Origin of the sequence: Halodurantibacterium flavum (assembly GCF_042681825.1) — a bacterium.
In the GTDB taxonomy this organism is placed as follows: Bacteria; Pseudomonadota; Alphaproteobacteria; order Rhodobacterales; family Rhodobacteraceae; genus Halodurantibacterium; species Halodurantibacterium flavum.
In genome coordinates, this window is the sequence record NZ_JBHUGH010000038.1 from 106,812 (window position 1) to 132,513 (window position 25,702).

Sequence of the window (25,702 nt, forward strand, 5' to 3'; positions counted from 1 at the left end):
CTATGCAATCCGTCTACGCGGCCTTCAATGAGGGGAGCGGCAGGACATCATGTCTTGCCTTTTCGGCAACGAGATCGATCAGGGCCGATATGCCGGAATGCCCGGCTCCTTCCTCGATCACGCTGTCATGCTCCTGAAGGTATCGGATTTCCCAATGCCCGAATGACCGGATCAGCATATCCTTCGTGTAGAGATGATCGGCGTGCGGCGGGCCACCGGTGCCGTAGCGAAGCTGTTCGACGCGATATCCCTGCATGATCAGAATTCCGCCAGGCTTCAGGCATGTGTGGAAGCCTTCAAACATCGTCTTGCGCAAATCGGGCGGTGCGAACTGCACGAAGATCGCGGCGACGACGTCGTAGGTTTCGGGTTCCCACTCCCACTTGGCAAGATCGGAATGCACGGTCTGCAAGGTCACGTCGCGTCGGCGGGCGAGGTCCCGCGCCTTTGCAAGCGCGACCGTTGAGGCATCGAACGAAACGACGTCGAGCCCGCGCTCGGCGAGCCAGACGCCGTTGCGCCCCTCTCCGTCGGCGACCGCAAGCGCCTTCATTCCAGGTTGCAGCCGGAAGGCCTGCGAGGCAAGAAAAGCGTTTGGCTCGGTCCCGAAGAGATAGTCCTCACGTTCGAATCTGCTGTCCCAATTGATCTCCATTTTACGAAACCCCATTGCTTTGAAGGCCTCCGGATCGTTGGAATGGGAGGCGTCCGTTCCAAATGATTGACTATGCCAACGCGGCTACAGCACAACGACTTTCGATCCTGCCGGGACGCGACGATAGAGGTCGATGACGTCCTGATTCAACATGCGGATGCAGCCGGACGAGACGGCATGGCCGATGGTGTGCGGCTCATTGGTGCCGTGGATGCGAAACAGCGTGTCCTTACCGTCCTTGTAAAGGTAGAGCGCCCGCGCGCCGAGAGGATTGTTCGGTCCGCCCTCCATCCCGGCGGCCCAGCGCGCATATCGTTCGGGCTCGCGAGCGATCATGTTGGGTGTCGGCGTCCAGCGCGGCCATTCGCGCTTGAGACCAATATTGGCCGTGCCTGTGAACGCGAGTCCTTCGCGACCGACGCCGACCCCGTAACGCATCGCCTTTCCGTTTTCCTGCACCAGATAGATGAAGCGATTTGTCGTATCGACGATGATCGTTCCCGGGGCATGCGGCGTGCGATAGTCCACCTGTTGTCGCCGGTTCTTCGGATCGACCCTGGAAGCCTCGATCCCAGCGGCGGGTTGTGAGCGATCGCGCGCCTGGGTGACAGATGTGGATGTCGTCGTGGTGCAACCGGCCACAACGAGGCTGACCAGCAGGGTGAAGAACGCGCCGCTTTTCCTAGACGAAATCATTGGTCGTTACGCATCGTTGGCCGCGCCCGGATCGAGGAAGGCGGATGGTTCAACTTTGGGGGTGAAGGGCAGCGGACCGGCCGCGATTTGCATCGGAACCACCGGCGTCATGTCGGACCCGTCATTTTCTCGATATTGGCGTTAAGGGCTTCCCGGGAGATTTCGCCCATATGCATGGACGCGAGGGTTCCGTCGGCTCTGAGGAAAAGGGTGATGGGAAGCCCCATCGTCCCGTAGTGCCGCGGGATCTGCATCGACTGATCGAGCAGTACGCGATCGAGCTTGAGATTCTCGGATGCGAGATAGGAGCGGATCGTGTCCGAGCCTTCGCCCTGATTGACGAAGAGGAAGGCGACGTCGTCCCTGCTTGCGGCGATCTCGGCAAGCAATGGCATTTCCCTGCGGCAGGGCGGGCACCAGCTCGCCCAGAGATTGATAACGGCCGGCTTGCCGGCGACGTCGCTAACGGCAAGCGGCGGGCCGTCGATCTGTTGCAGGGCGACGGTCGGCGCAGGCTGGCCGAGAGTCGCCTGGGTGAGTTGCGTGACGCCGATCCAGACGACAAGGCTGAGGCCAAGCGCGCCTGCGGCTGCCGCACCGGTCTTGAGGGAACGAATGAAGAAAGCGCTGATGATGGCGACGCCGATCAGACCGGCGACCGGCTCGAAGCCGCCTTGCCAGAATGCGATCACTCGCCACGGCTCTGCGATGAAGCTTTGCCAATGCAGGCCGACATGCCCGAGCCGCGCCGCGATCAGGCCGCCGATCAACGCCCATGTCGACCAGCGGCCGATCAGCGGGTCGACGCGGCGTGCCAGGATCGACGTTGTGATCGTGAAGGCGAAAATGCCGAGAATGGCCGCGAACTGCGCCGCGGCGAAGACGAACGGGCCGATGCTGATGGCGTTCATTGGACCAGGCCCGTACGCTCGACCGAGGCCCACAAGGTCGCCTTGGTCACGTCGCCGACGAGGCGGGTTCCCGTTGCCTCCTGTCCCTCGGGACCGACGAAGATCATCGTCGGTGGACCGACGACCTGAAGGCTCTGCATGATCTGGCGCTGGTCGGGCGTGTTGGCGCTGACGTCGAGCTTGATGAGATTGAAGCGGGCGAGCGTGGACTGGACGGCGGGATCGGAAAGAATGCTGCGATCGATGACCGCGCAGGTGATGCACCAGTCGGCCGTGACATAGAGGAGGCTGGGCTTGCCGTTGCCTGCGGCAAGCCCGGTTCGCAGCTCGGCCGGGGTCGCCGCGTTTCGGAAAGCCAGCGCTTGCGCAGAACCGGCGCCGCCCCTCGTGTTCGCGGTGAGGTTGCTCAGGGGACGGAAAGGGTCATTGGCCCCGCTGGCGGCGCCGACCGCGAGCACGATGCCGTAGAGGGCTGCGGCGATGCCGGCGGCCTTGGCGGTCCGGCGTCGCCCTGGTGCGTCGGGCCCGAGCGAATCGAAGGCTCCGAGCCACACCGCAAGACCAATGGCAAAGAGGGCCCAGAGCGCAAGAGCGGCCTCGGCGGGGATGAGGCGCGAGACCATCCAGATCGCGGTGGCCACGAACACGAAGCCGAACGCCTGGCGCACCGAGGTCATCCACGCCCCGGCCTTGGGCAAGGCTTTCGGACCGAGCGTGCCGAAGGCAATCAGCGGAATGCCCTTGCCGAGGCCGAGCGCGAAGAGCGATGCGGCGCCAAGCGCCACGTCGCCGGTCTGCGCGATATAGATCAGCGCACCGGCGAGCGGTGCGGTGACGCACGGTCCGACGATCAGCGCGGAGGTGAAGCCAAGCAGTGCGGCCGAGGCCAGCGACCCGCGATCACCCTGTCCGATACGGCCGATGGCGTTCACCCAGGCCGATGGCAGCTGCAATTCGAACAGGCCAAACATGGACAGGGCGAGGATGACGAACAGGATCGAGACGGCGCCGATGGCGAGCGGAGACTGAAGCGCCATCTGCAGGTTCTGGCCCGACCAGGCGGCGACCACGCCGAGGAGCCCGAAGGCGGTCGCCATGGCCAAGACATAGGCGAGCGACAGGTTGAACCCCCTGACCGCTGTGACCGAGTCGCCCTGACGCGCGATCGCTCCGGCGAGGATCGGGTACATCGGGAACACGCAAGGGGTGAAGGCGAGCAGCACGCCGAACATCAGGAAGCTTGCCAGCACCATCGCGACGCCGCCGTCTTTGAGCAGCGAGCCGATCAAGCCGCCATTATCCGCCGCGATGGTGACGCCGCTCGCCAGCGCCGGCGCCCCCGAAATGGGAGCTGTCCATTCATGAGCCTGGGTTGCCGGTGCGCGTTGCTGCGGATCGGTCACGGCGAGCGTCGTGACATCGACATGTCGGACGATCGGCGGGTAGCAGATGCCGTTGTCCTGACATCCCTGATAGTGGACTTCGAGCGGGCCGGATGCCGAGGCTCCGAGAGGAACCACGGCGGCGACGTGGTCATGGAAGACGGTGGATGGGCCGAATGTCGGATCGTCTTTGCTTTGACCGTTGCCCTGGAGTTCGGGCATCGCGAGGTCGGACGCGCCCTGCGTGACGCCGAATTTATCATGATAGAGGTAGTAGCCTGACGCGATCGTCCATTGCAGCCGGACGCCCTCGTCGCCTTCGCGCGTCGCAGAGAGCTGGAACGCCTGATCGACGGGGAGCGGCATCCCTCCCGTGGACGTCACCTGCGCAGATGCCGGCGTGGATATCGCGGCAATCGCAATCATCAGCACCGCGACAAGGACGGACCAGATAGTTCTCGAAGGCAACGGCATGCTCCCGCTTCATGTGACACGGGCGGGAGAGGTCTGATCGGCAGCTTAAGGCAGGCTTAAGAGGTGCGCGGCTCTGCTGACGCCGCACGACGGCGACCGATACGGCCTAAAGCGGCCCGAACACGGTCTCGAGGGCGGTTCCCCGGGGGGCGCCGGCCTGCACGTTGAGGGAACCGTCGCTGCCTCTGGAAACGAGCCCCGGCGTGCCGCTGAAGCCCAGCCGCCTCATCAACTCGACATTGCTGTTGAGTTTGGCGTTGGTGTCGGCGGATATGGTCGCAAGAGGGGCGATGCCGCCGCTGGCATGGTTCAGTTCATTCTGAGTGAGCGCGGCCTGCTGATCGGATGCTTCCAGGATCGCGGCCGCCTTCCCGGCAGAATCGGCGCGGATCACGCCGACCATGATATGACGTAGCTGGATCTTGCCGGCCTCCACCCATGGACGCGCCGAGCGCCATAGCTGGTTACAGTACGGGCAGTTCGCATCGGTGAACACATAGACGACGCGCTCCGCATTGGGGTTTCCGTCCTGAACCCAGGCCGCGGCCTCGAGCGCTGCCCAAGCCTCGCGCTCGATCGGTTCGCTCGCCACCCGATTTAACTCGGCGTCAGCGACGGAACTGCCGCGCGCATCGATCAGCGCGCCGATCAGCGCGTAGTTGGAGTCCGGCATGACATAGATGGCCACCGGCTGCGTGCCCGAGCTCGCGGCGAATGCGCTCAATCCTCCCGGGACATCGAGAGGACCGTGGACGGCCAGGCCCCGTTCCTCGAGAGCCTGCAAGACCGCCTCCCCCTCACGGCCAGCATCTGCCGAGGCCGTGCCGCTGTCGTCATTGCAGCCTGCGAGGCTCGCTGCGAAAGCGGCAGCGAGCAGAAGCTTCTTCAATTCGATCATGCCCATTGAGACCGTCGCGTGCAAAACTCAGAACGTTGGCGTCCTCTCCCTGCCAGCTTAAGACAGCATTAGGAGAGACGGCGGCCTCCGCAGGTGGACGCCGTGCGGGGTTGGGTGTCGAAAATACATTCAACCATCAGGACCTGCTCGACGAATTGGCGAGGATCCCGTCGGCGTGTTCGGTCCTGGCAGCTCCGGGCTTCTCGGCGCAGGCGAGGACCGGATCGATGATGGCGCATGATCTGATCGCCGGATCGCCGGCGACGCACCGGACGGCCTCAAGTGCGAGGATCGAAGAAACCCTACATCGTTGGTTTGGCTGGACCTCGACTCACAGCGATCCGGACTTGGGCGTGGTCCGGTGCGGTCCCGCTCGCCGTGGCGACGAACTTGTCATTCTTGAATCCCGGAACGTCCGCGTCGCCGGCCAGCACCCACATGTAGAAGGAACGCGCGCCGGAATGGCAATGCGCCAGGACGGGGCCGTCCGACGCGACGATGGCTTCGGCGAAACGGCGAGCATCGTCCGCCGTCATCAAGGTGCTGGTGACGGGGATGAACACGTAGTCGAGACCGGCCGCCCTGGCCGCCGCTTCTTCCACATCGGTTCCCGGCTGTGACGGGTCCTCGCCGTCGGGACGATTGTTGATGACGCTCCTGAACCCGAGGCGACGCAACTTAGCGAAATCGTCGGGCTGAAGTTGCCCCGCGACGGAAAACTTCTCTGTGACCGGAATGAGCTCCATGGGATGCCTGCTTGACTATTGTCGACATGGATTACACAGTTACATAAAATCAGAAGTAACGATCTGAAAATGGGAAAATTCAATGGAAGCTGCCGTGCATCCGCAGGAGCCGAAGGCGCTGCAGCTCAAGCACCACATCATCATCGTCGGTGGAGGAGCCGCCGGTATAGCCGTTGCGAGTTCAAGCGACCGAGGCGTGATCTCGACATCGCCGTCGCGGAGCCCTCGGAGACGCATTCGTACCAGCCGGGCAGGGATGCGGTCTCGACGGCAAATGCCCAGACGGCTGCAGCCGTGCGGCTTCAGTCTTCCGTGGTGGCCAACCTCCTGTCCGCCTGCGATGGCAAGTCGTTTCCGAAGGCCTATGACGGCTATGGCTCGTGCCCGCTGACCGTCGCGATCGGCAAGATCAAAGGCAGCAGGATCGACAGCAAACATCGCGAGCGGGGGTGGTGAGCACGTGTTCGTCTCACTGTCCCTCTGCCTGCCGCTTTCGCGCGTCCGCCACAGCCAGTTTGAAGCCTTGATAGTCCAGGGTCGAAGTCTGGAAGGGCCCAATGAGGTAGGCTGGCGTGCCCGAGAAACCGATGGCATCGGCCTGCGCCATGTTGCGCTTGATGATGGCGTCGATTTCAGCTGCCTTGGCTGTCATGTCCGCGTCGAGGCGGCGCATGTCGATGCCCGCGGCCTCCAGACCTTCGCGCATTTTCTCCCTTGGGACGCCGACCCCGGGAATGCCCATCAGCGCGTGGTGCGCAACCTCGTATTTGCCCTGATATTTGGCGGCGAGCGCCATGGTCGCGCCATCGATCGAGGTCGGCCGGATCACCGGCCAATCCTTGTAGACGAGGCGGATCTTGCCGTCTTCCTTCACGACGCGAGCAAGGTCGGGCGCGGACTTCTTGCAGTAGGGGCAGTTGTAGTCGAGGAAGGCCACGATCGTCAGGTCGCCGCGGGGGTCTCCGGAAACCGGGGCCGCGGGGTCATTGAGAATCATTTCCTTCGAAACGTCGGCGTGTTGCGCGAGGGCGGAGCGTTGCATGAGAGGCACTGCGAGAGCCGCGCCTCCCATGGCGACCATGGCGCCGCGACGCGTGAGAGCTGGCATACGGAATCTCCTTTCGATCGTGAGAGGGACAGGCGGCATACCGCCTGGAGCCGGGATCCACGCCTGCCACCTTAAGGCTGGCTTAAGGTCGGCACCCGATTGCGACTGTTCTGACGGAAGCTGAGTAAAGTTGTCATGAGGGTTTTGGTCGTCGAAGATGACGCGGTGCTGCTGAACGGCCTGCAGGTCGGGCTGGGCCTGGCCGGCTTCACGGTCGACGCAGTCTCCACCTGCGCCGATGCCTCGGCTGCACTAAGAATCTCGGCCTTTGACGCGGTCGTTCTCGACCTGATGCTCCCTGACGGCTCGGGGCTCGGCGTACTGGACGAATTGCGAGGGCGGCAGGTTGGAACGCCGGTCCTTCTTCTGACGGCGCGGGACAGCGTGCCCGACCGGATCGCCGGCCTCGACGCCGGCGCGGACGACTATCTGGGGAAGCCCTTCGATCTGAACGAGGTAGCCGCCCGGCTGAGGGCGCTGACGCGACGCGGCAACGGCGGCACGTCCGCCTGCCGCATCTGGCGCGATCTGCGCCTCGATCCCGCGACGATGGCGGTCTCAAAGAGCGGTGAGGCGGTTCGTCTTTCGCGCCGCGAGTTCTCCATCCTGCATGCGCTGATGGATCGGCCCGGCCAAATCCTGTCGAAGTCGCAGCTCGAGGACCGGCTCTATGGCTGGCAAGAGGATATCGAAAGCAACACGATCGAAGTGCACATCCACAATCTGAGGCAGAAGCTCGGCCCGGGCGTCATCGAGACGGTGCGCGGCGTCGGCTACAAGCTGGCGGAGGCGACCGCGTGACGTCGATCCGGAGCCGGCTCTTCCTGATCCTGATGATCACCACCGGCGTGGTGTGGATGTCGGCTATCGCCTGGATCTATCTCAGCACCCGCGCTGAGGTGGAGCGGGTTCTCGACGCCCGGCTGATCGAGGCGGCGCGCATGGTGAGCTCGCTGATCACCAGCCAGGAGATCGATCCGATGCGCGCAGCGCAGATTCCGGCCATCGAGCCAACCATGCATGCCTCCTACGATCGCCAGCTTTCGTGTCAGATCTGGGCGCTGGACGGGACCCTGGTCGGCCGTTCGGACGCAGCGCCGGCGACTCCCCTATCCGATGCCAAGGATGGCTTTTCGGAGACGCTCATCGATGGAGAGACCTGGCGCGTCTATGCCGTGGTCAACGCCGATCTGGGCATGCGCGTTCTCGTCGGGGACAATATGCGCGTTCGCGACCGGCTGGTCGCCGATGTCATCCGGGGCCTGGCCCTTCCGGCACTGCTGATCCTGCCGATCCTGGCCGGGCTGATATGGCTGAGCGTCAGGAAAGGCCTCGGGCCTCTCAACAAGATGGCTCATGCGTTGGAGACACGTCCGGCGTCCGATCTGAGCGCGCTGCCGGACGTGGACACGCCCTCCGAGATCAAGCCCGTCATCCGCTCGCTCAACGGGCTGTTCGGACGCGTCCATGCGGCCCGCGAGCGCGAGCGCGACTTCACGGCTTTCGCGGCGCATGAACTGCGCACGCCGGTTGCGGGACTCAAAACCCAGGCGCAGGTCGCGCTGGGTAGCGACGATCCCGACATTCGGCGCAACGCGCTGCGCCAGATTGTGGTCGGAGTGGACCGGACCTCTCGGCTGATGCGTCAGCTCACCGACCTGACGAATGCCGAGCGGGGCGAAGCCGATGCCGACGGTCGTCGCGTCAACCTGGGCAAGCTGGTCGGCCAGCTCGTCGACGACATCCGCCAACACTACTCGGACGCGGTGCCGATCGAGATCGACGCCAAGCTGAACGATATCTATCTTCAGCTCGACGCGTCGCTGTTCATGCTGGCGGTGCGCAACCTCATGGAAAATGCCGTGCTGCATTCCCGCAACGACGGCGTCGTCCGTTGCGGAGTGAGGATCGATGGCGACGCCGTCGCGGTGACCATTGAAGACAACGGCCCCGGAATCCCCGAAGACGAGTTGCCCAAGGTTTGCGAAAGGTTCTACCGCGGCCGCAACAAGACAGCGATGGGAAGCGGTCTCGGGCTCGCGATTGCCGAGCTGGCGGCGAAGCGCCTCGGCGGGAATGTCAGTCTCGGGAACCGTTCCGAGGGCGGTCTTCGCGCGGAGCTGCAATTCAGCAAAGCCATGCTGTCGCGAGCGCCCCGCGCCGATCCCGATCGCGCCGAGAACAGAGCAATCAGCTGCTCGTAGTAGAAGGTACAGCTTCTGACTACAGCCTACGCCACGGCCCGGACCTGCGGCACCCAGCCCGAGAAGAGGACTGTAAGGGCAAATGGCGCATTGCTTGTGCGGCCGATTCTAACGACGAAAGGTCAGCTCGCCCGCGTGTAGGAAATGTCCGGAAGGGGCGGAATGTCGAAAGGAAAGCATCCGCGAGAAGCGACGTCGTCAGATCATTTTGGCAAGGCCAAAGACTTTGACTTCAGGCAAATAAGATATGTCTTGGCCGCCGCAGAGAGCACGAGCATTCGGGGCGCGGCGGATCTTCTGGGTGTGGAACCGTCTAGTGTCAGCAAAGCTATACGAGATTTCGAGAATCGAACAGGTGTCGGACTGTTCGAGCGTGGCCAGTTTGGCACTCGGCTGACCGAAGCAGGCCGGCAGTTCATTGAGCAAGCGGTCCCGGCGATTCGACAGATCTGGCAGGCCATCCAGTGCGCGGAAGCTGCGGGGCGTGTGGAGACCGGCAGGCTGCGGGTCGGGGTGATCACGACGCTCGCCGGAGGATTTCTGCGGGAGCTCCTATGTAGATACGAGGCTGCGCACGCTGGAGTCCGGCTCGATATTCGTGATGGCGGGCGTCAGGACCATATTCGCACCATTCGCGCCCATCAGCTCGACGTGGGATTTTTTACGGGCAACGGCGAGGTGAAGGGGTGCAATACGGTGGAGCTCTGGCGAGAGCGGGTCCATATCGCCCTGCCTCGGTCCCATCCATTGTCCCGGCTCGAGAAGCTCGATTGGTCGCAGTTGGTCGATGAAGTGTTCATCGTATCCCGATTTGGTCCCGGACCGGAAATCCGTGACTACATCGTGCGGAGAATCTGTGACTACAGCACCTATCCGATGGTTGAATATCACGATGTGCATCAGGAGACCTTGATGCATATGGTCGCCATGGGCAAAGGAATAACGCCGGTCGTCGAGGCTTGGAGGGGGGTGACCATCCGTGACCTCAGCCTGGTCCCTCTTAGCGCAGAGGCGGATATTGTTCCTTTCAGCGCCGTCTGGTCTCCTGCAAATGACAATCCGAGCCTGCAGCGCCTGATCAGCTTTGCACGCGAACTGGCCAAGCAAACCCGCGCAGACCGGTAGTCGAGGCTCTATGACGCGCCGCATTGCCGAGACATTGCCAAATCACAGCTCTTCTTCTGAGAAGATCTACCAAACCCGGCGACCGTCGACACAGCGCAATCATGCCGAGGGGATAGGCGGCATGATGGCGTGGCTGGACGACGGGGTCGCAGTGACTCGACCACCATGCCTCGCTCTATCCCGACAGCATCCGCCATCTGATCTACTACAACGGTTCCTATGGTGGTCCCGGGGGCGGATGGCGACTGTAGGCGGAGTTCGGCGCTCACCTATCACCATCGGGGGCAGGCATAGGCATGGTTATCCGCACGTCGGAGAATACGCGCTTGTGCGCCCCGGTCGCGAGATGCCTTTTAATTTCGGTGCCGACAGCCGACAAATACAAGACTAAGAACTTCGTCGACACGGTCGTCTACCGTGGTGCCGATGCGGTCAGCGGCTGGGTGTTCTCCGGCTACATGCTGCGCCAGCATCGCCGAACCGAGATGAAAATGGCCACGCTTGATTGCCTGAGAGTGGGTCAGCACGGATGCGGCGGGGATGGCGAAGGTGTTCGACCTGAATGGGCCGTCGCTGCTGCTTGCCCCACCCCATGGCGTCTTCGACACGAACGCCGATCGTGCAACTATGGAGCGGTAGGTTGGCGCGGTCGAGAAGAGCCCTGAATTCGCCTTGGTAGAGACCGTTCAACTCACTCCGCTCGCCTCGACCGTGAGCACCTCGATCCCGGCCTCGAGGGCGAGACCGACCGGGCACTTTTGCGCTATTTTGATGAGGGCGTCGCGCTGCTCGTCGGTGAGCGGACCGACGAGCACGATGCGTCGTTCCATGGCGTGCGGCCTGGTATCTGAAGAGACGCCCGTGGCGCGCACGTGCTGGACGGATACCTGGACGTTTTCAAGCGGCCAGTTCTTTCTGCTCGCGTACATGCGGATGGTCATGGCCGTGCAGGCGCCAAGACCGGCCATGACGAACTCGAAGGGATCAGGGCCGGTGTCCTCGCCACCAAGCGCCTGCGGCTCGTCCGCGCCGAGGACATGGTGACCGATGCTGACGAACTGACCGTAGGGGCCGTGACCACTCTCCTCTATATGAACGATATTGCGATCGGTTGTGACAGACATATGCGGCTACACTCGCTCGTTGAACATCTCAATTGAATCGGCGCCGTTCGGCCATTGACGGGGCAAGCAAGCGCTTCAGCCTCCGAGGTTGCTTTTCGTGATGAGCTCGCCCGGTGAGAGACCGATGCTCGCTTCGGCGCGATGCTTCTCGCGCGTCGGCCCATTTCTTCGGCCGCATCCGTCCTTGCGGGCTTCCGCCCCGTCGAGGCCGCTCTTGTCGCCGGAGGCAACAATGTCGGGACGTCCCTTTGGGGAACGTCCCGAAGCTGATTGTCAGGCGACGGACTTCATGGAGAAGTACCAGTCTGTCGTCTCGAGGCCGTCCTTCATGCGGCTCTCGCAGGCCTCGACGGTCTTCGGTGCACCGACCAGAACCTTCTCGCCGGGCTGCCAGGCCTCCGGGGTGGCGACGGAATGGGCATCGCTGGTGCGGAGCGCTTTCACGAGGCGGAGGATCTCCGCGACGCTGCGGCCGTTGGTCATCGGGTAGTAGACCATGGCCCTCAGGATGCCATTGGGATCGATGATGAAGGTCGCGCGCACGGCGGAGGTGTCGGAGGCGCCCGGATGGATCATGCCGTAGGCCCTGGCGACCGTCATCGACAGATCCTCGATGATCGGGAACGGGATATCGACCTCGAACTTCTCCTTGATGTTCCTGACCCAGGCTAGATGCGAGAAGATGCTGTCGATGGAGAGACCGAGCAATTCGCAATCGAGCGCCTTGAACGCGTTGGCAGCCTTGGCGAAGCCGATGAACTCGGTGGTGCACACAGGCGTGAAATCGGCCGGGTGGGAGAACAGCACGAGCCAGCGCCCTTTATAGTCCGCAAGCGAGCGCTCGCCATGCGTCGTGTTGGCCTTGAAGGCTGGCGCCGGTTCGTTGATGCGGGGCATGGCCGCGGAGCCGGTTGGCTCGGTCGATGCGTACGACGAAGTGGCGGCGCTTGGCGCCGGGCTCTCGCTGGCCGTCGGCGTCGGCTGGGGTCTGGTATCGGAGCAGCTCATAGGGTTGTCCTTTTCGTTGTGGTTGAGCGGGGTGCGGGGTGATTCTGCTGCGGATATCCGGCAGTCAGAGAGCGTCGATGGGAACCTTGAGGAAGCGCTTGCCGCTGGCATCGGGCGCAGGCAGTTCGCCGGCCTTCATGTTCACCTGGATCGACGGAATGATGAGCTTGGGCATGGCGAGGGTCGCGTCGCGGGCCGTCCGCATGGCGACGAACTCGTCTTCGCTGATGCCGTCGCGCGCGTGCTTGTTGTGCGCGCGCTCCTCACCGACCGTGGTTTCCCATCGGATTTCCCGCCGGCCGTCGGCACCATAGTCGTGGCACATGAACAGGCGCATCTCAGGAGGAAGGGCGAGCACCTTCTTGATGGAGCGATAGAGTTCGTGTGCATCCCCACCCGGGAAATCGGCGCGAGCCGTTCCGCTGTCGGGCATGAACAGGGTGTCGCCCACGAAGGCGGCATTGCCGACGACATGGGTCATGCATGCGGGCGTGTGGCCGGGCGTGTGCATGGCGAACGCATTCATCGTCCCGATCGTGTAGGTGTCGCCGTCCTGGAACAGCCGGTCGAACTGGCTGCCGTCCCGCTGAAACTCGGTGCCTTCGTTGAAGATCTTGCCGAAGGTGTCCTGGACGATGGTGATGCGGTCGCCGATGCCCAGCTTGCCGCCGAGCTTCGCCTGGATGTAGGGCGCGGCCGAAAGATGGTCGGCGTGGACGTGCGTCTCGATCAGCCACTCGACGGTCAATCCATTCCTGGTGACGAAGTCGATTATCTCATCGGCGGACTCGTAGGCGATCCGGCCGGCGGCGTAGTCGATGTCCATCACCGAATCGACAATGGCGCACGCCTTGGAGGCCGGGTCCTTGACGACGTAGCTGATGGTGTTGGTCGCCTCGTCGAAAAACGGCGTTACGTCTGGACTGACCGAGAGATCGACTGGATAGGAAGCTGGCTTCGGGCCCATCAGATGATCCTCCTTCGAATATTGCTCTGCGCCTCATATACGATATTGCGTAAGTTCGTAGAAATGAATTATTCTGGCTTCAGTTATCGAAGGAAACGATTGCCGGTGAAGCCGCTCCCGAATCTGAGGCAGCTGCGCTATCTCGTCGCCCTGGCGGATCACAGCCATTTCGGACGGGCGGCGGATGCATGCGGGGTGACCCAGTCGACGCTCAGCGTTGGCATCAGGGAACTCGAAGCCGTGCTCGGCGTCACGCTGGCCGAGCGCACGAAGCGGACCGTCTTCATCACACCGGCCGGTCTCCAGATCGCCGAGCGGGCGCGCCATCTTCTCCAGGAGGCCGAGGCGCTCATCGAGATGGGTGCGAGGGCAGCCCTGCCTTTGACCGGTCAGCTCGCCCTCGGGGTGATCCCGACGATCGGGCCGTTTCTTCTTCCGAGGCTCCTGCCCTACATCAGCGGGCGATATCCGGAGCTGAGGCTGGTGCTGCGGGAGGACAAGACGGGGGCTCTGCTCGAGCGGCTGGCGGCGGGCCGGCTCGATCTGCTGCTCATGGCCTTCCCCTATGACGTGGGCGGCTTCGAGACGATGGCCCTGTTCAAGGATCCCTACTGGTTCGCCTGCAGCCCTCAGCATTCGCTCGCCGATGCGCAATGTCTGAGCGAGGATAACCTCAACGGCGAGCCGCTTCTGCTCCTGGAGAAGGATCAGTGCCTTCACAGCCATGCATTGCCGTTCCTGGAGGCGGCTCCCCGACGGATGCAGACGACCTTTTCGGCGACCAGCCTGCACACGCTGGTCGCTATGGTCGCCGAGGGGATGGGAGCGACCCTGCTTCCCGAAAGCGCGCTGTCCGCGGGCATTCTCAAAGGCAGCCCGGTGGTGACGCGGCCGCTGTCGGACCAGGCCAATGCCCGGGAGATCGGCCTGTGCTGGCGCAGGCAATCGATGCGCGGCGAGGAGTTTCGTGCCCTGGGACGGCTCATCCAGACCTGGGCCAAAGGCCAGCAGGGGTGAAGCGAGGCCGCCACGCGGCATGGCATCCGCCCTTGGCATGCGCCGCTGAACCATCGCCGCTGCGGCATGGCAAAGCGACTGCCGCCGCTGGAAGACGCCAAGACGCCACCGAAAGGTGACGTCCCGGGGCTCACCGGTCCGGGCGGGCGTGTCCGGCCGCGGGCAGCGGCTGCGTCGGCTTCTTCGCCGTGTCGTCCATGAGCTCGTACCACATCGCATTGAGGACGGCGAACGCCGCCGCCAGCGGCAGGCCGAGAAGCCAGGCGAAATACCACATTGCAACTATCCTTTCCGTCAATAGGCGTGACCGTTTCCTTCGCGGATGCCCTTCTCGTCCACCTTGCCCCACAGGACGCGATAGACCCACGCGGTATAGGCGACGATGATCGGCACGAAGACGACGGTCACGACCAGCATGATGAAGAGCGTGAGATGGCTCGAGGAGGCATCCCAGACCGTCAGGCTCGACCGGGGGTCGAGGGAGGACGGAAGGATGAACGGGAACATCGACAATCCCACCGTCGAGATGATGCCGAGGATGGAGATCGAGGTGGAGAGCAGTGCCGGGATTTCCCGGCGCGCGCGCATGAAGGCGTAGCCCCCCGCCGCGCCGAGGAAGCCGAGCGCGGGAGCGATCGTCATCCACGCATGCGCGCCATAGTTCTCAAACCAGACGCCTGGCGCCTGCTCGACGGTTTTGCGCAGCGGGTTGGACGCACCGGTCGTGGTGACTTCGCTGGCGATCCGATAGCCGTCGATGCCGAGCCAGAGCCAGACGCCGCCGAGCGCGAACAGGGCGATCGTCACGATGGCGGCGATGCTTCCCCAGCGTCGCGCGCGCTCGGCGACGGGACCCTCGCTTTTCAGGATGAGCCAGGCCGCCCCATGCATGACGAGCATGGCGACCGAGACAAGCCCGGCCAGCAATCCGAACGGATTGAGCAGTTCGAACAGCGTCGTGCCCTCATAATAGATGCGCAGATCGTCGCCGAAACGGAACGGCACGCCCTGCAGCACATTGCCGACTGCCACGCCCATGACGAGCGCCGGCACGAAACCGCCTATGAAGAGGGCCCAGTCCCAGGCCGAGCGCCAGGCCGCGCTGTCGCGCTTGGAACGGTATTTGAAACCGACCGGGCGCAGGATCAGCGCGAAGAGGATGGCGAACATGGCCAGGTAGAAGCCGGAGAAGGACACCGCATAGAGCGGCGGCCAGGCGGCGAAGATGGCGCCGCCGCCGAGGATCAGCCAGACCTGGTTGCCTTCCCAGACCGGCCCGACCGCGTTGATGACGACGCGCCGCTCCACATCACTCCTGGCGACGAAGGGCAGCAGCGTGGCGGTACCAAGGTCGAAGCCGTCCATCACGGCGAAACCGATCAGGAGCACGCCGAGCAGCAGCCACCAGACGACGCGGAGCATTTCGTAGTCGATGAATTGATGCAGGATCATGATGTTCACTCCGCGGCGACAAGGGACGGGGAAACGAGTTCGGCCTCGGCCTCGTCGTCGGGCTCGGGTCCCTTGCGGATCGCCCGGATCATCAGGGCCATCTCGATGACGAACAGGACCGTGTAGATCAGCACGAAGCCGGCGATGGTGACGAGCAGCGTCGCGGCCCCGAGATTCGAGACCGCGGCGGCGGTGGGAAGCACACCTTCGATGATCCAGGGCTGGCGACCGAACTCGGCGACGACCCATCCGAGCTCGGCTGCGATCCACGGCAGCGGGATGGAAAAGACCGCGAGACGCAGCAGCAGGGGATAGCGGTCGAGCCTGCGTCTTGCCGAGAGATAGAAGAACAGGGCCATCAAAGCGATGAAGAAGAAGCCCAGCCCGACCATGATGCGGAACGACCAGAACAGGGACGGCACGTGCGGCACCGTATCCCATGCCGCCTGCGCGATCTGCGCGTCGCTCGCCTGGCGCGGATCGTCGACGTACCGCTTGAGCAGCAAGGCGTAGCCGAGATGCTGGCCGTTGTCCTCGAAGGCCGCGCGAACGTCCGCAGCGACGGCGTTCGGGCCTCCGGCTTCCCGAATCTGCTGGAGCGCGTCGAAGGCGGCGATTCCCCGGCGGATGCGGCTTTCGGCATGGACCACGAGCTCCTCGATGCCCGGGATTTCGGTCGTGAGAGAGCGCGTTCCGATCAGGCCCATGACCCAGGGAATCTTGACTGCGTAATGGGTCTCGCGGGATTGCTGATCGGGCAAGCCGAGGAGCGTGAAGGCGGCGGGAGCCGGTTCGGTTTCCCACATGCCCTCGATGGCCGCGAGCTTCATCTTCTGGTGCTCGGTCGACAGATAACCGCTTTCGTCACCGAGCACGACGACGGACAGGGCAGCCGCAAGGCCGAAGGAGGCAGCAACCGTCATAGAGCGTTTCGCGAGTTCCGCATGACGGCCCTTGAGCGCGTACCAGGCCGAAACGCCGAGCACGAACACCGCGGCGGTGACATAGCCTGCCGAGACCGTATGGACGAACTTCGCCTGCGCCACCGGGTTGAGCAGCACGGCATAGAAGTCGCTAACCTCCATGCGCATTGTTTCGGGATTGAAGACGGAGCCGGCCGGGTTCTGCATCCAGCCGTTGGCGACGAGGATCCACAGCGCCGAAAGGTTGGAGCCGAGCGCCACCGCCCAGGTCGCCACGAGATGACCGACCTTGGAGAGCTTGTCCCAGCCGAAGAAGAACAGGCCGACGAAGGTCGCCTCGAGGAAGAAGGCCATCAGACCCTCGATCGCCAGCGGCGCGCCGAAGATGTCCCCGACATAGTGGCTGTAGTAGCTCCAGTTCATGCCGAACTGGAATTCCATGACGATGCCGGTGGCGACGCCGAGGACGAAGTTGATGCCGAACAACGTGCCCCAGAATTTCGTCATCTGTCGCCAGATCGGCCGGCCGGTCATGACATAGACCGTCTCCATGATGGCCAGCAGCACGGAGAGGCCGAGCGTCAGCGGCACGAACAGGAAGTGGTAGAGCGCGGTTATGGCGAATTGCAGCCGCGAAAGATCAACAATATCGAGTTCCATTGACTTGGTCCGGCTTCGTCCGGCCTCCTTGTCATTACGGCGTCACGCCAGAGGTAGCGCCTGATTGCGGTTGAGCGCCGTCAGTCGGGTCGCAGCGCGGCGAGTGCGGCCACGAAGCCGGGCTCGCCACGCCCGATGACGGCGGTGATGGTTCCCTTGTTCAGGATGACCAGTCGGTCGGCGTTTTCGGCCTCGCGCCGGATATGCGTCGCCACGACGATCGTGCGGCCTGCGGCGCGCGCCATGATGCGCGCCAGCACGTCGCGCGCCGTCGCCCCATCGAGACCTTCCGTCGGCTCGTCGAGCAGCCAGAGCGGCGTGTCACGAAGGAGGAGACGGGCGAGTGCGAGCCGGCGCGCCTGTCCTCCGGAAAGGCCGTACCCTCCTTCCCCGAGGCGCGTGTCCAGACCGTGCGCCATGGCGTCGACATCGCGGCGCAGCCCGGCGGCGTCCAGCGCCTCCCAAAGACGGCGGTCGTCGGCTTGTGGGTCGGCAAGGCGCAGATTGTCGCGTAGGCAATCCTGGAACAGTTCGGTCCGCTGGGTGAAGAGCGTGGCGGAGCGGCATGCGACCTGCCCCGTCTCGGCGCCGATCTCGCCCGCGATGAGGGCAAGCAGCGTCGACTTGCCGGCTCCGCTCGGGCCGATCACGGCGACACGCTCGCCAGCCCGTATTGAAAGCGAGATCGCATGGAGGATCGGGGCTCTCGCGCCGGAATGCCTGACGGTGACATCGGCAAGGCACGCGGCGATACCCGGTGGCGGCGGTGCGATACCGGGTGCCGGCGCCGCCGCCTCCAGACGCGGTGCGATCCGCCGTACCGCAAGCAGCGTGCGGCCGAGTTCGACGGATCCGCGCCGCAGCGCCGCAAAGGGATCGAGCGCGGCCAGGGCTATGAGGAGAGCGAGGGCGGCGACCGGCGCGGCGAACATGCCTTGTCCGGCCAGAAGCCCCATGGCCACGAGGACGGCCGACAGGAGAAGCGCGCCGGCAGCGCCGAAGGCGATGCTGGTCATCGTTTCGATGCGGTTCAGTGCGTCGTCACTGTCCGACAGGTAGCGGTCTACGGCGCCGAGCTCGCCTTGGCGATCGGCGAGCTGCCCGGCCATGATCCATTCGGTCTGGCCGGCGATGAGGTCGATGACCCGCGAGCGCAGGATCTCCAGGGCATAGGCCCTGCGCCGGGCCGGCCGCCTCGCAGCCACCGCCGCTGCGATCGGGATGCCCGTCCCGACGACAACCAGAAAGATGGCGGTCACCGCGCCGAGCACGGGATGCACCAGCGCCAGGGCGACACCACTCGTCAGCGCCACGGCGAGCGCGGCGGCGATCGGGACGGCGACCCGCAGATAGAGCGAGTCGAGCGAGTCGATGTCGAGCGTGAGGCGGAAGAGAAGACGGGCGGGACGCTTGGCGAGTTCGCCCGCCACCCCTGCTCTTGCCCATCCCCGGAACAGGCGCTCGCGCAGTTCGGCGAGAACGCCGAGCGTGGCGTCATGCGTGGTCAACCGCTCGCCGTAGCGGGCGGCCGTGCGCGCCAGCGCCAGGAAGCGGATGCCCGCGGACGGCGCAAACACGTCGAAGGCGAGCGCGGTCGCAACGGACAGACCCGCGATGGCTGTCGCGGTGATGAACCAGCCGGAAAGGCCGAGGAGCGCCACGCCGGAAAGCGCCGTCGCCGCCGAAAGCAACAGTCCGGAGAGCAGCATGGGGCGGTTGCCGGTGAGGAACAGCCGCGCGACCGGAAGTAACTGGCGTGCACGAGCGATCATGCGGCGTCCTCCAGCGGCGAAGGCGCCAGGCGCACGATCCGGTCCATGCGCGCCGCGAGCACCGGATCATGGGTGGCCACGATCAGCGTGCGGCCACGGGCAAGCGCAATCAACGCATCGGCGATCGCCGCTGCGGTCCTGGTGTCGAGATGGGCGGTGGGCTCGTCGACGAGGACCAGCCCAGTCTGCGGGGCCACGGCCACGCGCGCGAGCGCCAGGCGGGAAGCCTCGCCGCCCGAAAGCCCGACCCCGTTCTCGCCGACCGGAACGGCCCCTCTCCTGGCCGCAACCTCTTCGAGACCGACGCTTTGCAGCGCGCTCTGGATGGCTGCCCTGCCGACGTCGGACCGACCGAGGGAGACATTGCCGGCGAGCGTGCCGGCGAAGACATGCGGTGTCTGGCCGATCCAGGCAATGCGGCGGCGCAATAGCGAGGCATTGCGGTCCGTCAGCGTCTCTCCAGCGATGACGATGCGCCCGCTTTCGGGAAGGGAGAGACCGGCAAGCAGCGCAAGCAGTGTCGATTTTCCCGTTCCGCTGGGCCCGAGCAGTGCGACATGTTCTCCCGCCGCGACCGTGAGCCCGAAACCATCGAAGACCGGCGCGCGCTGTCCGGCATGACGGAAACGGAGGTTCTCGACGCGCACCGAAAGCGGCGCCAGCGAGGATGGCTTGTCCGCCGACGCCCCGTCAGCGGCGCCGGGAAGCCGTTCGCCTTTCTGGGCGAGGCGCTGCAGGGCTTCGAGCGCGGCCTCGCCGGCAGCGCGGTCATGCCAGACGGCGGAGAGGTCGCGCAAGGGCTCGAAGAAGGCGGGCGCCAGCAGCAGGATGAACAGGCCTTCGCTCAGCGAAAGCTTGCTGCCCCATGCGCCGAAGGGAAGCTGGCCGAGAAGATGGAAACCGACATAGACGGCGACCATGGCGACGCCGAGCGCGGCGAAGAGCTCGAGCACGGCCGAAGACAGAAAGGCGATGCGCAGCACCGCCATGGTGCGGGTGCGCAGGCTCTCGGCGTCGGTTCTCAGCCGATTGGCCGTCAGATCGACGGCATCGAGCGAACGGATCGTCGCCAGGCCGCGCAGCCTGTCGAGCAGAAAGGCATTCATGCCGCCCAATTCGACAAGCTGCGCCTCGGAGGCTGCTTTGGCGCGCCATCCGATGAGCGCCATGAAGATCGGGATCAGCGGCGCGGCGATGAGGAGGACGAGAGCGGCCACCCATGACCAGACGAAGACGCAGCCAAGGATCGCAAGGGGAACGATGCTCGCCCGCAGGCGCGCCGGCTGGAAACGCGCAAGATAGGGAACGATCGCCTCGGCCTGCTCGCCGAGCGTGCTTGCGGCCAGCCCGGATCCCGGGCGCCCGGCATCGAGCGGCGAGCGCGCGGCCAGCGTCGCGAGCGCGTCGCGACGATGATGGGACAGGAGCGCCCGCGCCTGGCGATAGGCGACCCGGCCGCCGAGCGCGTCGACCACGGCCCTGACGATGCCGAGCGCCAGAACGCCTCCCGCATTGATGAGCACGGCGTCGATGTCGCCACCGGCGGCAATGTCGCCGACCGACAGGCTGATGAGCGCGGCCTGCGGTATCCAGAGCAGCGAGGCGGCGACCTGAAGCGCCGGTCCCAAAAGCGTCCGCGCATACCGTTTCGGTCTGTCGTCCGAGAGACCCTCATCAGCAAGAGACGTCGATCCGGTGCGGGCACTGGCGGAGGGGCAGGACGCCGCCGGCGGCGTTCCCGAACCCGATCGCATGTTGATGGTGCCCGCCCCGATCACGATCACGTCTCCCCGGAGCGCGGCTTCTTGCGGCCGATGGAGACGATCTTGTCCTTGGTCTCCAGAAGCTTCGTCACTTTGGAACCGAGGCTCAGAAGCGTTGCGAGGCGGTCGGTTTCTAGCCGCTTGACATCGTCGTACCAATTGGTCAGACGCTCGATCAGGCCGTGCATCTCGGCCATGCGCTGCTGCGCGAAGCGCTCATTCTCGTTGCCCGGCTGCTGCATGAGGATTTCGCGCAGGACCGAGAGCGTCGGGTCGATCTCGCGCTTTTTCCGCTCCTCGGCGAGGGTGCGAAGAATCTGCCAGACGTCGTCCGGCGTGGTGAAGAAGTCGCGTCGATCGTCGGGCAGGTGCTTGAGCACGACGAGGTCCCACCCCTGCAACTCGCGCAGGCTCATCGACACGTTGGAGCGCGAAATGCCGAGCGCCTCGACGATCTGGTCGGCACAGAGCGGTTCGGGCGAGACATAGAGAAGCGCATAGATCTGGCCGACGGTGCGGTTGATGCCCCAGCGGCTGCCCATTTCGCCGAAATGCAGCACGAAGGCCTGGACGAGTGGCGGAAGGTTCATACTCGCGTATCCTGAAGTTTCAAAAATTTCTGAAACTCCTATACGCGCGATGACGTACCTACGCAAGTGCGAAGATACACTTGTTCGTCGTGAACCGCGGACAGTGCGCCTGATCGACGCCCTCAATGACGGTGATGCGAATTATTCGTTTCTACGCATTTGCGCAGTATCGTATATTTTGAGGCAAAGTCCGTCTGCATCATGGTTGTTGGAATGGCGTTCCTGCCGAGGAAATACGAAAATCTGGCCTTCGCGCTGCTGCTCTCCGGGATACAGACCTTCATCATCTCGGGGATATCCACGGCGCTCGCGGTCGGCTGGTCGGCCGAGCTCGTCTCCTTCTGGGTGCGGGCCTATTTCTCGTCCTGGGTGATCGCCTTCCCGAGCGTGCTGGTGGTCGCGCCGCTCGTGCGCAGGATTCTGAAGAAGATCATGCTGGAGCCCGTACGATAGCGATTGACCGGGATCAAAGTGGTTTGCCAAGCAACAGCGAATATTCAAAAGGCATCGTGGAAAGGAAATTGTCATGGGACGTGTTGAAGGAAAGGTCGCCATCGTCACGGGTGCGGCTCAGGGTATCGGCAGGGCGACGGTCGAGTTGCTGGCGCGCGAGGGGGCGAAGGTGTCGATCACCGACATCAAGGATGCGGAAGGAGAGCAGGTGGCCAAGGGCATCCGCGATGCCGGCGGCGACGCCTTGTTTGTTCACCATGACGTGACGGATGAAAGCGCGTGGGAAGCGGCGGTGGAGGCGACGATCAATCGCTTTGGTCGCGTCGACATCGTCGTCAACAATGCCGGCATCGCCAAATCCTGCCCGCCCGACGAGCAGACCTATGAAGACTGGCGCAAGCTGATGAGCATCAACCTCGACGGTGTCTATCTGGGGACGAAGCACGCGATACTCGCGATGAAGCGGAATGATCCCCGCCCAGGCGGCTCGATCATCAATCTCTCCTCGATCCTCGGGCTCGTCGGCGATCCGCTGCTCGGCGTCTATAATGCCTCGAAGGGCGGTGTCCGGCTCTACACCAAGTCTGTGGCTCTCTACTGCGCCAAGGAGAAGCTCAATATCCGCGTGAACTCGGTCCACCCGGGCTACATTTGGACGCCGCTGGTGGACACTTTGGTAAGTGAGGATGGGGAGGCGGACGAGGGACGCAAGGCGCTCGACGCGCTGCACCCGATCGGCCACGTAGGCGAGCCGAACGACATCGCCTATGGAATCCTCTACCTCGCATCCGACGAGTCGAAGTTCGTGACGGGCTCGGAACTTGTGATTGACGGCGGCTATACGGCCCAGTGAGAAAGACAGGCCCGGATGCGCGCTGCCACTGGGATGGAGGATACGCGCAGGAATGATGACGCCAGGCAATCGAAGCATTGCCGGTAGCGCGAAGCGGGTCAGCCAGTGCGGCTGGCCCGCGAGAACGACAAGCAGCTGTTGCCTGGGGCGGCCAGGACCGACGGCGACAAGCGGGGGAAACACGCATGCATCAGGATCGGGTACGCCGTTCCGACCTTCGGGATCTGGTGGTCAGCGCGGAGGAAGCCGCGCGCCTGATCAAGGACGGCATGACGGTCGGCATGAGCGGCTTCACCCGCGCCGGCGAGGCCAAGGCGGTGCCGATGGCGCTCGCCGAGCGCGCGCGAACCGAGCCGCTGAAGATCACCCTGATCACCGGTGCGTCACTCGGCAACGACCTCGACAAGACGCTGGCGGAGGCTCATGTTCTCGCCCGCCGCCTGCCGTTCCAGTCGGACCCTGCATTGCGCAAGGCGATCAACAACGGCGAGGTGATGTTTATCGACCAGCACCTGTCGGAGACCGTCGAGCTGCTGCGCAGCCGCCAGATGGGCCCGGTCGACATCGCGGTGATCGAAGCTGTGGCCATTACCGAAGAGGGCGGCATCGTGCCGACGACGTCGGTCGGCAACTCGGCGAGCTTCGCCATTCTCGCCGAGAAGGTCATCGTCGAGATCAACCTCTCCCAGCCCGCCGCGCTCGAAGGTCTCCACGACATCTACATCCCCACGCACAGGCCTGCCCGCGAGCCGATTCCGATCGTCGCGCCGCAAAGCCGGATCGGACTGCCCTTCATTCCCGTCGACCCGGGAAAGATCGCGGCCATCGTCATCACGACGAAGCTCGACAGTTCCTCGAGCGTGCTGCCGCCCGACGCTGAGACGCGCGCGATCGCCGGGCACCTGACGGAGTTCTTCCTGCACGAGGTGAAGAAGGGCCGGCTCACAGAGCGCCTGCAACCGTTGCAGGCCGGCATCGGCACCATTGCGAATGCGGTGCTGCACGGGCTGATCGACACGCCCTTCCACAATCTCACCATGTATTCCGAGGTGCTGCAGGATTCGACCTTCGATCTGTTCGATGCCGGCAAGCTCGATTTCGCCTCCGGCTCGTCCATCACGCTCTCGGCGGCGAAATACCAGGTCGTGCTGCCGGAATTGCCCCGGTACAAGCAGCGGCTGATCCTGCGGCCGCAGGAAATCAGCAATCATCCGGAAGTCGTGCGCCGGCTCGGCATTATCGGCATCAACACCGCGCTGGAGTTCGACATCTACGGCAACATCAATTCGACCCATGTCGGCGGCACGCATATGATGAACGGCATTGGCGGCTCCGGCGATTTCGCGCGCAACGCCTACCTGTCGGTGTTCGTCACCAAGTCGACGGCCAAGGATGGTTTCGTGTCGAGCGTGGTGCCGATGGTGAGTCATGTCGATCACACCGAACATGATGTCGACCTGGTGGTAACCGAGATCGGTCTTGCAGATCTGCGGGGGCTGGCGCCACGCGAACGCGCCCGTTTGATCATTGCGAACTGCGCACATCCGGCCTATCGCGACGCACTCTCCGACTATTATCGACGCGCGCTTGCCCGCGGCGGCCACACTCCGCATGTCATCGAGGAAGCGCTCTCCTGGCACGCGAAACTGCGCGAGTGCGGCAGCATGCAATCCGAACCGGCCTCCGTCAGCGCGCAAAGCCTGGCCGGGTGAACGGACCGGATCATCGGCCGGCGTGGCTCTGGCGATCGTCGGATATCGAGACCGCCGCCTGCGTGCCAGGGTGAGTTCGAAGGTTGCGGGCCGCAGATCGCGTCTGACGAGGGGCAGGCTGCGCGCGCTTGCCGCCGAACACGCGAAGGAGAAACTGCATTTCGATGGATATGGCGCAGCGATCGCATGCCCTGCCGGCGGAGGAGGTGGTCTCCGCGCTCGGCTCGTACCCTTCCGGCCTGTCGGCGCAGGAGGCTGCGCAGCGCCTTCGGAAGCATGGGCCGAATGCCCTCCCGCCGCCGACCGGGCGCCATCCCGTCTTTCGTTTCCTGGCCCAGTTCAACAGCGCGCTGATCTATTTCTTGCTCGCGGGCGCGGGCGCGGCCTGGGCCCTCGGACACTTCGTCGATGCCGGCGTCATCGTCGCCGTGGTGCTGATCAACGCCATCGTGGGCTTCGTTCAGGAGGGCAAGGCCGAGGACGCGCTTGCCGCGATCCGCAAGATGATCTCGCCGCGGGCGCATGTCCTGCGGGCCGGGCGGCGCCAGAGTGTGCCCGCCGCCGAGCTCGTGCCGGGCGACGTCGTGCTGCTGGAGGCCGGCGACCGCGTGCCGGCGGACCTGCGGCTTCTGCGCGCACGGGGTCTGCTCCTTGAAGAGGCGGCCCTGACCGGCGAATCCGTCGCCAGCGCCAAGGCCGAAGGGCCCGCGCCGGCCGACGCGGAGCTGGGCGACCGCACCTCCATGGCTTATTCGGAGCGATGGTGGCGGCCGGACAGGGCACCGGGGTGGTGATCGCCACCGGCGCCGCCACACAGATCGGCAAGATCAGCACCCTGGTCGGCAGCGTCGAGGAGCTGGCCACGCCGCTGCTGCGGCAGATCAACCGTTTCGGCCGCCGCTTCACCTTCATCGCCATCGCGGCGGCGCTGCTTTTGTTCCGGTTCGCGGTCGAGGTGCGCGGCTTCGTCTGGCAAGAGGCGCTGATTGCGGTCGTCGCCCTCGCCGTCGGCGTGGTGCCGGAGGGGTTGCCCGCCGTCATCACGATCACGCTCGCCATCGGCGTGCGGCGGATGCCCGTTGTGCTGGAAGACCGACAAGAGCAAATGCCCCGCCGGCCAAAAGGAAATCTCGTCTTTTCATTGTCGTAGTCCTCCCCCGTTGGATAAGTGGTCTATTGGCCGCTATGGGTCGGCGGCGCACTGGCGAC

Annotated in this window: 26 protein-coding genes; 10 read left to right on the forward strand and 16 right to left on the reverse strand. The window is 64.4% G+C overall.

Translation table 11 applies throughout. The features are described 5' to 3' along the window. Nucleotides 1-13: 13 nt before the first annotated feature. The 6 genes from ACFSGJ_RS20200 to ACFSGJ_RS20225 all read right to left on the reverse strand — a co-directional run bounded on the left by ACFSGJ_RS20200 (nt 14) and on the right by ACFSGJ_RS20225 (nt 5,762). A complete protein-coding gene (locus ACFSGJ_RS20200; protein ID WP_183319012.1) occupies nt 14-655 on the reverse strand; it encodes an SAM-dependent methyltransferase in 642 nt (213 codons plus the stop codon). A gap of 84 nt (nt 656-739) precedes the next feature. After that, nucleotides 740-1,351, reverse strand: coding sequence for a L,D-transpeptidase (locus tag ACFSGJ_RS20205; protein WP_183319014.1), 612 nt, complete (start codon nt 1,349-1,351; stop codon nt 740-742). A gap of 107 nt (nt 1,352-1,458) precedes the next feature. Then, nucleotides 1,459-2,262, reverse strand: a complete 804-nt coding sequence (locus ACFSGJ_RS20210; protein WP_183319016.1) for a TlpA disulfide reductase family protein — start codon at nt 2,260-2,262, stop codon at nt 1,459-1,461. Then, on the reverse strand, nt 2,259-4,118 hold the full coding sequence (gene dsbD, locus ACFSGJ_RS20215; protein WP_183319018.1) for a protein-disulfide reductase DsbD: 1,860 nt from the start codon (nt 4,116-4,118) through the stop codon (nt 2,259-2,261). The genes ACFSGJ_RS20210 and dsbD overlap by 4 nt, the downstream gene beginning before the upstream one ends. Before the next feature lie 106 nt (nt 4,119-4,224). After that, the gene (dsbG, locus tag ACFSGJ_RS20220; RefSeq protein WP_390265983.1) at nt 4,225-5,016 is read right to left on the reverse strand and encodes a thiol:disulfide interchange protein DsbG; all 792 of its coding nucleotides are present in this window, start codon (nt 5,014-5,016) and stop codon (nt 4,225-4,227) included. A 302-nt stretch (nt 5,017-5,318) separates the two neighbouring features. Further along, the gene (locus ACFSGJ_RS20225) at nt 5,319-5,762 is read right to left on the reverse strand and encodes a protein tyrosine phosphatase family protein (RefSeq protein ID WP_342640508.1); all 444 of its coding nucleotides are present in this window, start codon (nt 5,760-5,762) and stop codon (nt 5,319-5,321) included. Nucleotides 5,763-5,831: 69 nt separating this feature from the next. Here ACFSGJ_RS20225 and ACFSGJ_RS20230 point away from each other — a divergent pair, with 69 nt between their 5' ends. Further along, a complete protein-coding gene (locus ACFSGJ_RS20230; RefSeq protein WP_183319024.1) occupies nt 5,832-6,218 on the forward strand; it encodes a hypothetical protein in 387 nt (128 codons plus the stop codon). Nucleotides 6,219-6,231: 13 nt separating this feature from the next. Here ACFSGJ_RS20230 and ACFSGJ_RS20235 read toward each other — a convergent pair whose 3' ends face one another. Then, nucleotides 6,232-6,870, reverse strand: coding sequence for a DsbA family protein (locus tag ACFSGJ_RS20235; RefSeq protein WP_183319026.1), 639 nt, complete (start codon nt 6,868-6,870; stop codon nt 6,232-6,234). A 135-nt stretch (nt 6,871-7,005) separates the two neighbouring features. Between ACFSGJ_RS20235 and ACFSGJ_RS20240 the strand changes: the two genes are divergently transcribed. The 3 genes from ACFSGJ_RS20240 (at nt 7,006) to ACFSGJ_RS20250 (ending at nt 10,199) form a co-directional block, all read left to right on the forward strand. Next, nucleotides 7,006-7,671 carry a winged helix-turn-helix domain-containing protein gene (locus tag ACFSGJ_RS20240; protein ID WP_183319028.1) on the forward strand — a complete coding sequence of 222 codons (666 nt, stop codon included), beginning with the start codon at nt 7,006-7,008 and terminating at the stop codon, nt 7,669-7,671. Next, a complete protein-coding gene (locus tag ACFSGJ_RS20245; RefSeq protein ID WP_183319031.1) occupies nt 7,668-9,074 on the forward strand; it encodes an ATP-binding protein in 1,407 nt (468 codons plus the stop codon). Before ACFSGJ_RS20240 ends, ACFSGJ_RS20245 begins: the two co-directional genes overlap by 4 nt. Before the next feature lie 162 nt (nt 9,075-9,236). Beyond that, nucleotides 9,237-10,199 (forward strand): LysR family transcriptional regulator, encoded by a 963-nt coding sequence (locus tag ACFSGJ_RS20250; RefSeq protein WP_390265986.1) that lies wholly within the window; start codon nt 9,237-9,239, stop codon nt 10,197-10,199. 686 nt (nt 10,200-10,885) lie between these two features. On the opposite strand, the gene ACFSGJ_RS20255 is transcribed toward ACFSGJ_RS20250, so the two are convergent. The 3 genes from ACFSGJ_RS20255 to ACFSGJ_RS20265 all read right to left on the reverse strand — a co-directional run bounded on the left by ACFSGJ_RS20255 (nt 10,886) and on the right by ACFSGJ_RS20265 (nt 13,298). Next, nucleotides 10,886-11,323 (reverse strand): OsmC family protein, encoded by a 438-nt coding sequence (locus ACFSGJ_RS20255; protein ID WP_183319085.1) that lies wholly within the window; start codon nt 11,321-11,323, stop codon nt 10,886-10,888. Between the two features lie 273 nt (nt 11,324-11,596). Continuing rightward, nucleotides 11,597-12,331 carry a peroxiredoxin gene (locus ACFSGJ_RS20260; RefSeq protein WP_183319083.1) on the reverse strand — a complete coding sequence of 245 codons (735 nt, stop codon included), beginning with the start codon at nt 12,329-12,331 and terminating at the stop codon, nt 11,597-11,599. A 64-nt stretch (nt 12,332-12,395) separates the two neighbouring features. Next, nucleotides 12,396-13,298 (reverse strand): MBL fold metallo-hydrolase, encoded by a 903-nt coding sequence (locus ACFSGJ_RS20265; protein WP_183319081.1) that lies wholly within the window; start codon nt 13,296-13,298, stop codon nt 12,396-12,398. A 105-nt stretch (nt 13,299-13,403) separates the two neighbouring features. On the opposite strand from ACFSGJ_RS20265, the gene ACFSGJ_RS20270 reads away from it, so the two are divergent. Further along, nucleotides 13,404-14,315, forward strand: a complete 912-nt coding sequence (locus ACFSGJ_RS20270; protein WP_183319089.1) for a LysR substrate-binding domain-containing protein — start codon at nt 13,404-13,406, stop codon at nt 14,313-14,315. A gap of 130 nt (nt 14,316-14,445) precedes the next feature. On the opposite strand, the gene cydX is transcribed toward ACFSGJ_RS20270, so the two are convergent. The 6 genes from cydX to ACFSGJ_RS20300 form a co-directional block, all read right to left on the reverse strand. Further along, complete coding sequence (gene cydX, locus ACFSGJ_RS20275) at nt 14,446-14,592, reverse strand: cytochrome bd-I oxidase subunit CydX (RefSeq protein ID WP_183319079.1); 147 nt, start codon at nt 14,590-14,592, stop codon at nt 14,446-14,448. Between the two features lie 17 nt (nt 14,593-14,609). Beyond that, the gene (cydB, locus tag ACFSGJ_RS20280) at nt 14,610-15,767 is read right to left on the reverse strand and encodes a cytochrome d ubiquinol oxidase subunit II (RefSeq protein WP_183319077.1); all 1,158 of its coding nucleotides are present in this window, start codon (nt 15,765-15,767) and stop codon (nt 14,610-14,612) included. A 5-nt stretch (nt 15,768-15,772) separates the two neighbouring features. After that, complete coding sequence (locus ACFSGJ_RS20285) at nt 15,773-17,350, reverse strand: cytochrome ubiquinol oxidase subunit I (protein ID WP_183319075.1); 1,578 nt, start codon at nt 17,348-17,350, stop codon at nt 15,773-15,775. An 80-nt stretch (nt 17,351-17,430) separates the two neighbouring features. Continuing rightward, the gene (gene cydC, locus ACFSGJ_RS20290) at nt 17,431-19,122 is read right to left on the reverse strand and encodes a thiol reductant ABC exporter subunit CydC (protein ID WP_183319073.1); all 1,692 of its coding nucleotides are present in this window, start codon (nt 19,120-19,122) and stop codon (nt 17,431-17,433) included. After that, a complete protein-coding gene (cydD, locus tag ACFSGJ_RS20295; protein ID WP_390265990.1) occupies nt 19,119-20,906 on the reverse strand; it encodes a thiol reductant ABC exporter subunit CydD in 1,788 nt (595 codons plus the stop codon). Before cydD ends, cydC begins: the two co-directional genes overlap by 4 nt. Beyond that, complete coding sequence (locus tag ACFSGJ_RS20300) at nt 20,903-21,475, reverse strand: GbsR/MarR family transcriptional regulator (RefSeq protein ID WP_183319071.1); 573 nt, start codon at nt 21,473-21,475, stop codon at nt 20,903-20,905. Before ACFSGJ_RS20300 ends, cydD begins: the two co-directional genes overlap by 4 nt. A 213-nt stretch (nt 21,476-21,688) precedes the next feature. Between ACFSGJ_RS20300 and ACFSGJ_RS20305 the strand changes: the two genes are divergently transcribed. From ACFSGJ_RS20305 to ACFSGJ_RS20325, 5 genes are all read left to right on the forward strand, one after another. Beyond that, on the forward strand, nt 21,689-21,928 hold the full coding sequence (locus tag ACFSGJ_RS20305) for a DUF2798 domain-containing protein (protein ID WP_183319069.1): 240 nt from the start codon (nt 21,689-21,691) through the stop codon (nt 21,926-21,928). Nucleotides 21,929-22,001: 73 nt separating this feature from the next. Next, complete coding sequence (locus ACFSGJ_RS20310) at nt 22,002-22,781, forward strand: glucose 1-dehydrogenase (protein ID WP_183319068.1); 780 nt, start codon at nt 22,002-22,004, stop codon at nt 22,779-22,781. 185 nt (nt 22,782-22,966) lie between these two features. Next, entirely contained in the window at nt 22,967-24,493 is a 1,527-nt protein-coding gene (locus ACFSGJ_RS20315) for an acetyl-CoA hydrolase/transferase family protein (protein WP_183319065.1), read from the forward strand. Nucleotides 24,494-24,657: 164 nt separating this feature from the next. Then, the gene (locus tag ACFSGJ_RS20320) at nt 24,658-25,287 is read left to right on the forward strand and encodes an HAD-IC family P-type ATPase (protein ID WP_342640504.1); all 630 of its coding nucleotides are present in this window, start codon (nt 24,658-24,660) and stop codon (nt 25,285-25,287) included. Then, entirely contained in the window at nt 25,257-25,643 is a 387-nt protein-coding gene (locus tag ACFSGJ_RS20325; RefSeq protein WP_390265994.1) for a P-type ATPase actuator domain-containing protein, read from the forward strand. Before ACFSGJ_RS20320 ends, ACFSGJ_RS20325 begins: the two co-directional genes overlap by 31 nt. The last annotated feature ends 59 nt before the right edge of the window (nt 25,644-25,702 follow it).

Coding starts and splice junctions, on each gene's coding strand:
- ACFSGJ_RS20260 (WP_183319083.1), bottom strand. CDS start 12,331: ATGAGCTGCTCCGATACCAGACCCCAGCCGACGCCGACGGCCAGCGAG.
- ACFSGJ_RS20255 (WP_183319085.1), bottom strand. CDS start 11,323: ATGTCTGTCACAACCGATCGCAATATCGTTCATATAGAGGAGAGTGGT.
- ACFSGJ_RS20250 (WP_390265986.1), top strand. CDS start 9,237: ATGTCGAAAGGAAAGCATCCGCGAGAAGCGACGTCGTCAGATCATTTT.
- cydX (WP_183319079.1), bottom strand. CDS start 14,592: ATGTGGTATTTCGCCTGGCTTCTCGGCCTGCCGCTGGCGGCGGCGTTC.
- ACFSGJ_RS20300 (WP_183319071.1), bottom strand. CDS start 21,475: ATGAACCTTCCGCCACTCGTCCAGGCCTTCGTGCTGCATTTCGGCGAA.
- ACFSGJ_RS20205 (WP_183319014.1), bottom strand. CDS start 1,351: ATGATTTCGTCTAGGAAAAGCGGCGCGTTCTTCACCCTGCTGGTCAGC.
- cydB (WP_183319077.1), bottom strand. CDS start 15,767: ATGATCCTGCATCAATTCATCGACTACGAAATGCTCCGCGTCGTCTGG.
- dsbG (WP_390265983.1), bottom strand. CDS start 5,016: ATGATCGAATTGAAGAAGCTTCTGCTCGCTGCCGCTTTCGCAGCGAGC.
- ACFSGJ_RS20240 (WP_183319028.1), top strand. CDS start 7,006: ATGAGGGTTTTGGTCGTCGAAGATGACGCGGTGCTGCTGAACGGCCTG.
- ACFSGJ_RS20265 (WP_183319081.1), bottom strand. CDS start 13,298: ATGGGCCCGAAGCCAGCTTCCTATCCAGTCGATCTCTCGGTCAGTCCA.
- ACFSGJ_RS20320 (WP_342640504.1), top strand. CDS start 24,658: ATGGATATGGCGCAGCGATCGCATGCCCTGCCGGCGGAGGAGGTGGTC.
- ACFSGJ_RS20200 (WP_183319012.1), bottom strand. CDS start 655: ATGGAGATCAATTGGGACAGCAGATTCGAACGTGAGGACTATCTCTTC.
- ACFSGJ_RS20225 (WP_342640508.1), bottom strand. CDS start 5,762: ATGGAGCTCATTCCGGTCACAGAGAAGTTTTCCGTCGCGGGGCAACTT.
- cydC (WP_183319073.1), bottom strand. CDS start 19,122: ATGATCGCTCGTGCACGCCAGTTACTTCCGGTCGCGCGGCTGTTCCTC.
- dsbD (WP_183319018.1), bottom strand. CDS start 4,118: ATGCCGTTGCCTTCGAGAACTATCTGGTCCGTCCTTGTCGCGGTGCTG.
- ACFSGJ_RS20235 (WP_183319026.1), bottom strand. CDS start 6,870: ATGCCAGCTCTCACGCGTCGCGGCGCCATGGTCGCCATGGGAGGCGCG.
- ACFSGJ_RS20310 (WP_183319068.1), top strand. CDS start 22,002: ATGGGACGTGTTGAAGGAAAGGTCGCCATCGTCACGGGTGCGGCTCAG.
- ACFSGJ_RS20210 (WP_183319016.1), bottom strand. CDS start 2,262: ATGAACGCCATCAGCATCGGCCCGTTCGTCTTCGCCGCGGCGCAGTTC.
- ACFSGJ_RS20230 (WP_183319024.1), top strand. CDS start 5,832: ATGGGAAAATTCAATGGAAGCTGCCGTGCATCCGCAGGAGCCGAAGGC.
- ACFSGJ_RS20285 (WP_183319075.1), bottom strand. CDS start 17,350: ATGGAACTCGATATTGTTGATCTTTCGCGGCTGCAATTCGCCATAACC.
- ACFSGJ_RS20305 (WP_183319069.1), top strand. CDS start 21,689: ATGGCGTTCCTGCCGAGGAAATACGAAAATCTGGCCTTCGCGCTGCTG.
- ACFSGJ_RS20315 (WP_183319065.1), top strand. CDS start 22,967: ATGCATCAGGATCGGGTACGCCGTTCCGACCTTCGGGATCTGGTGGTC.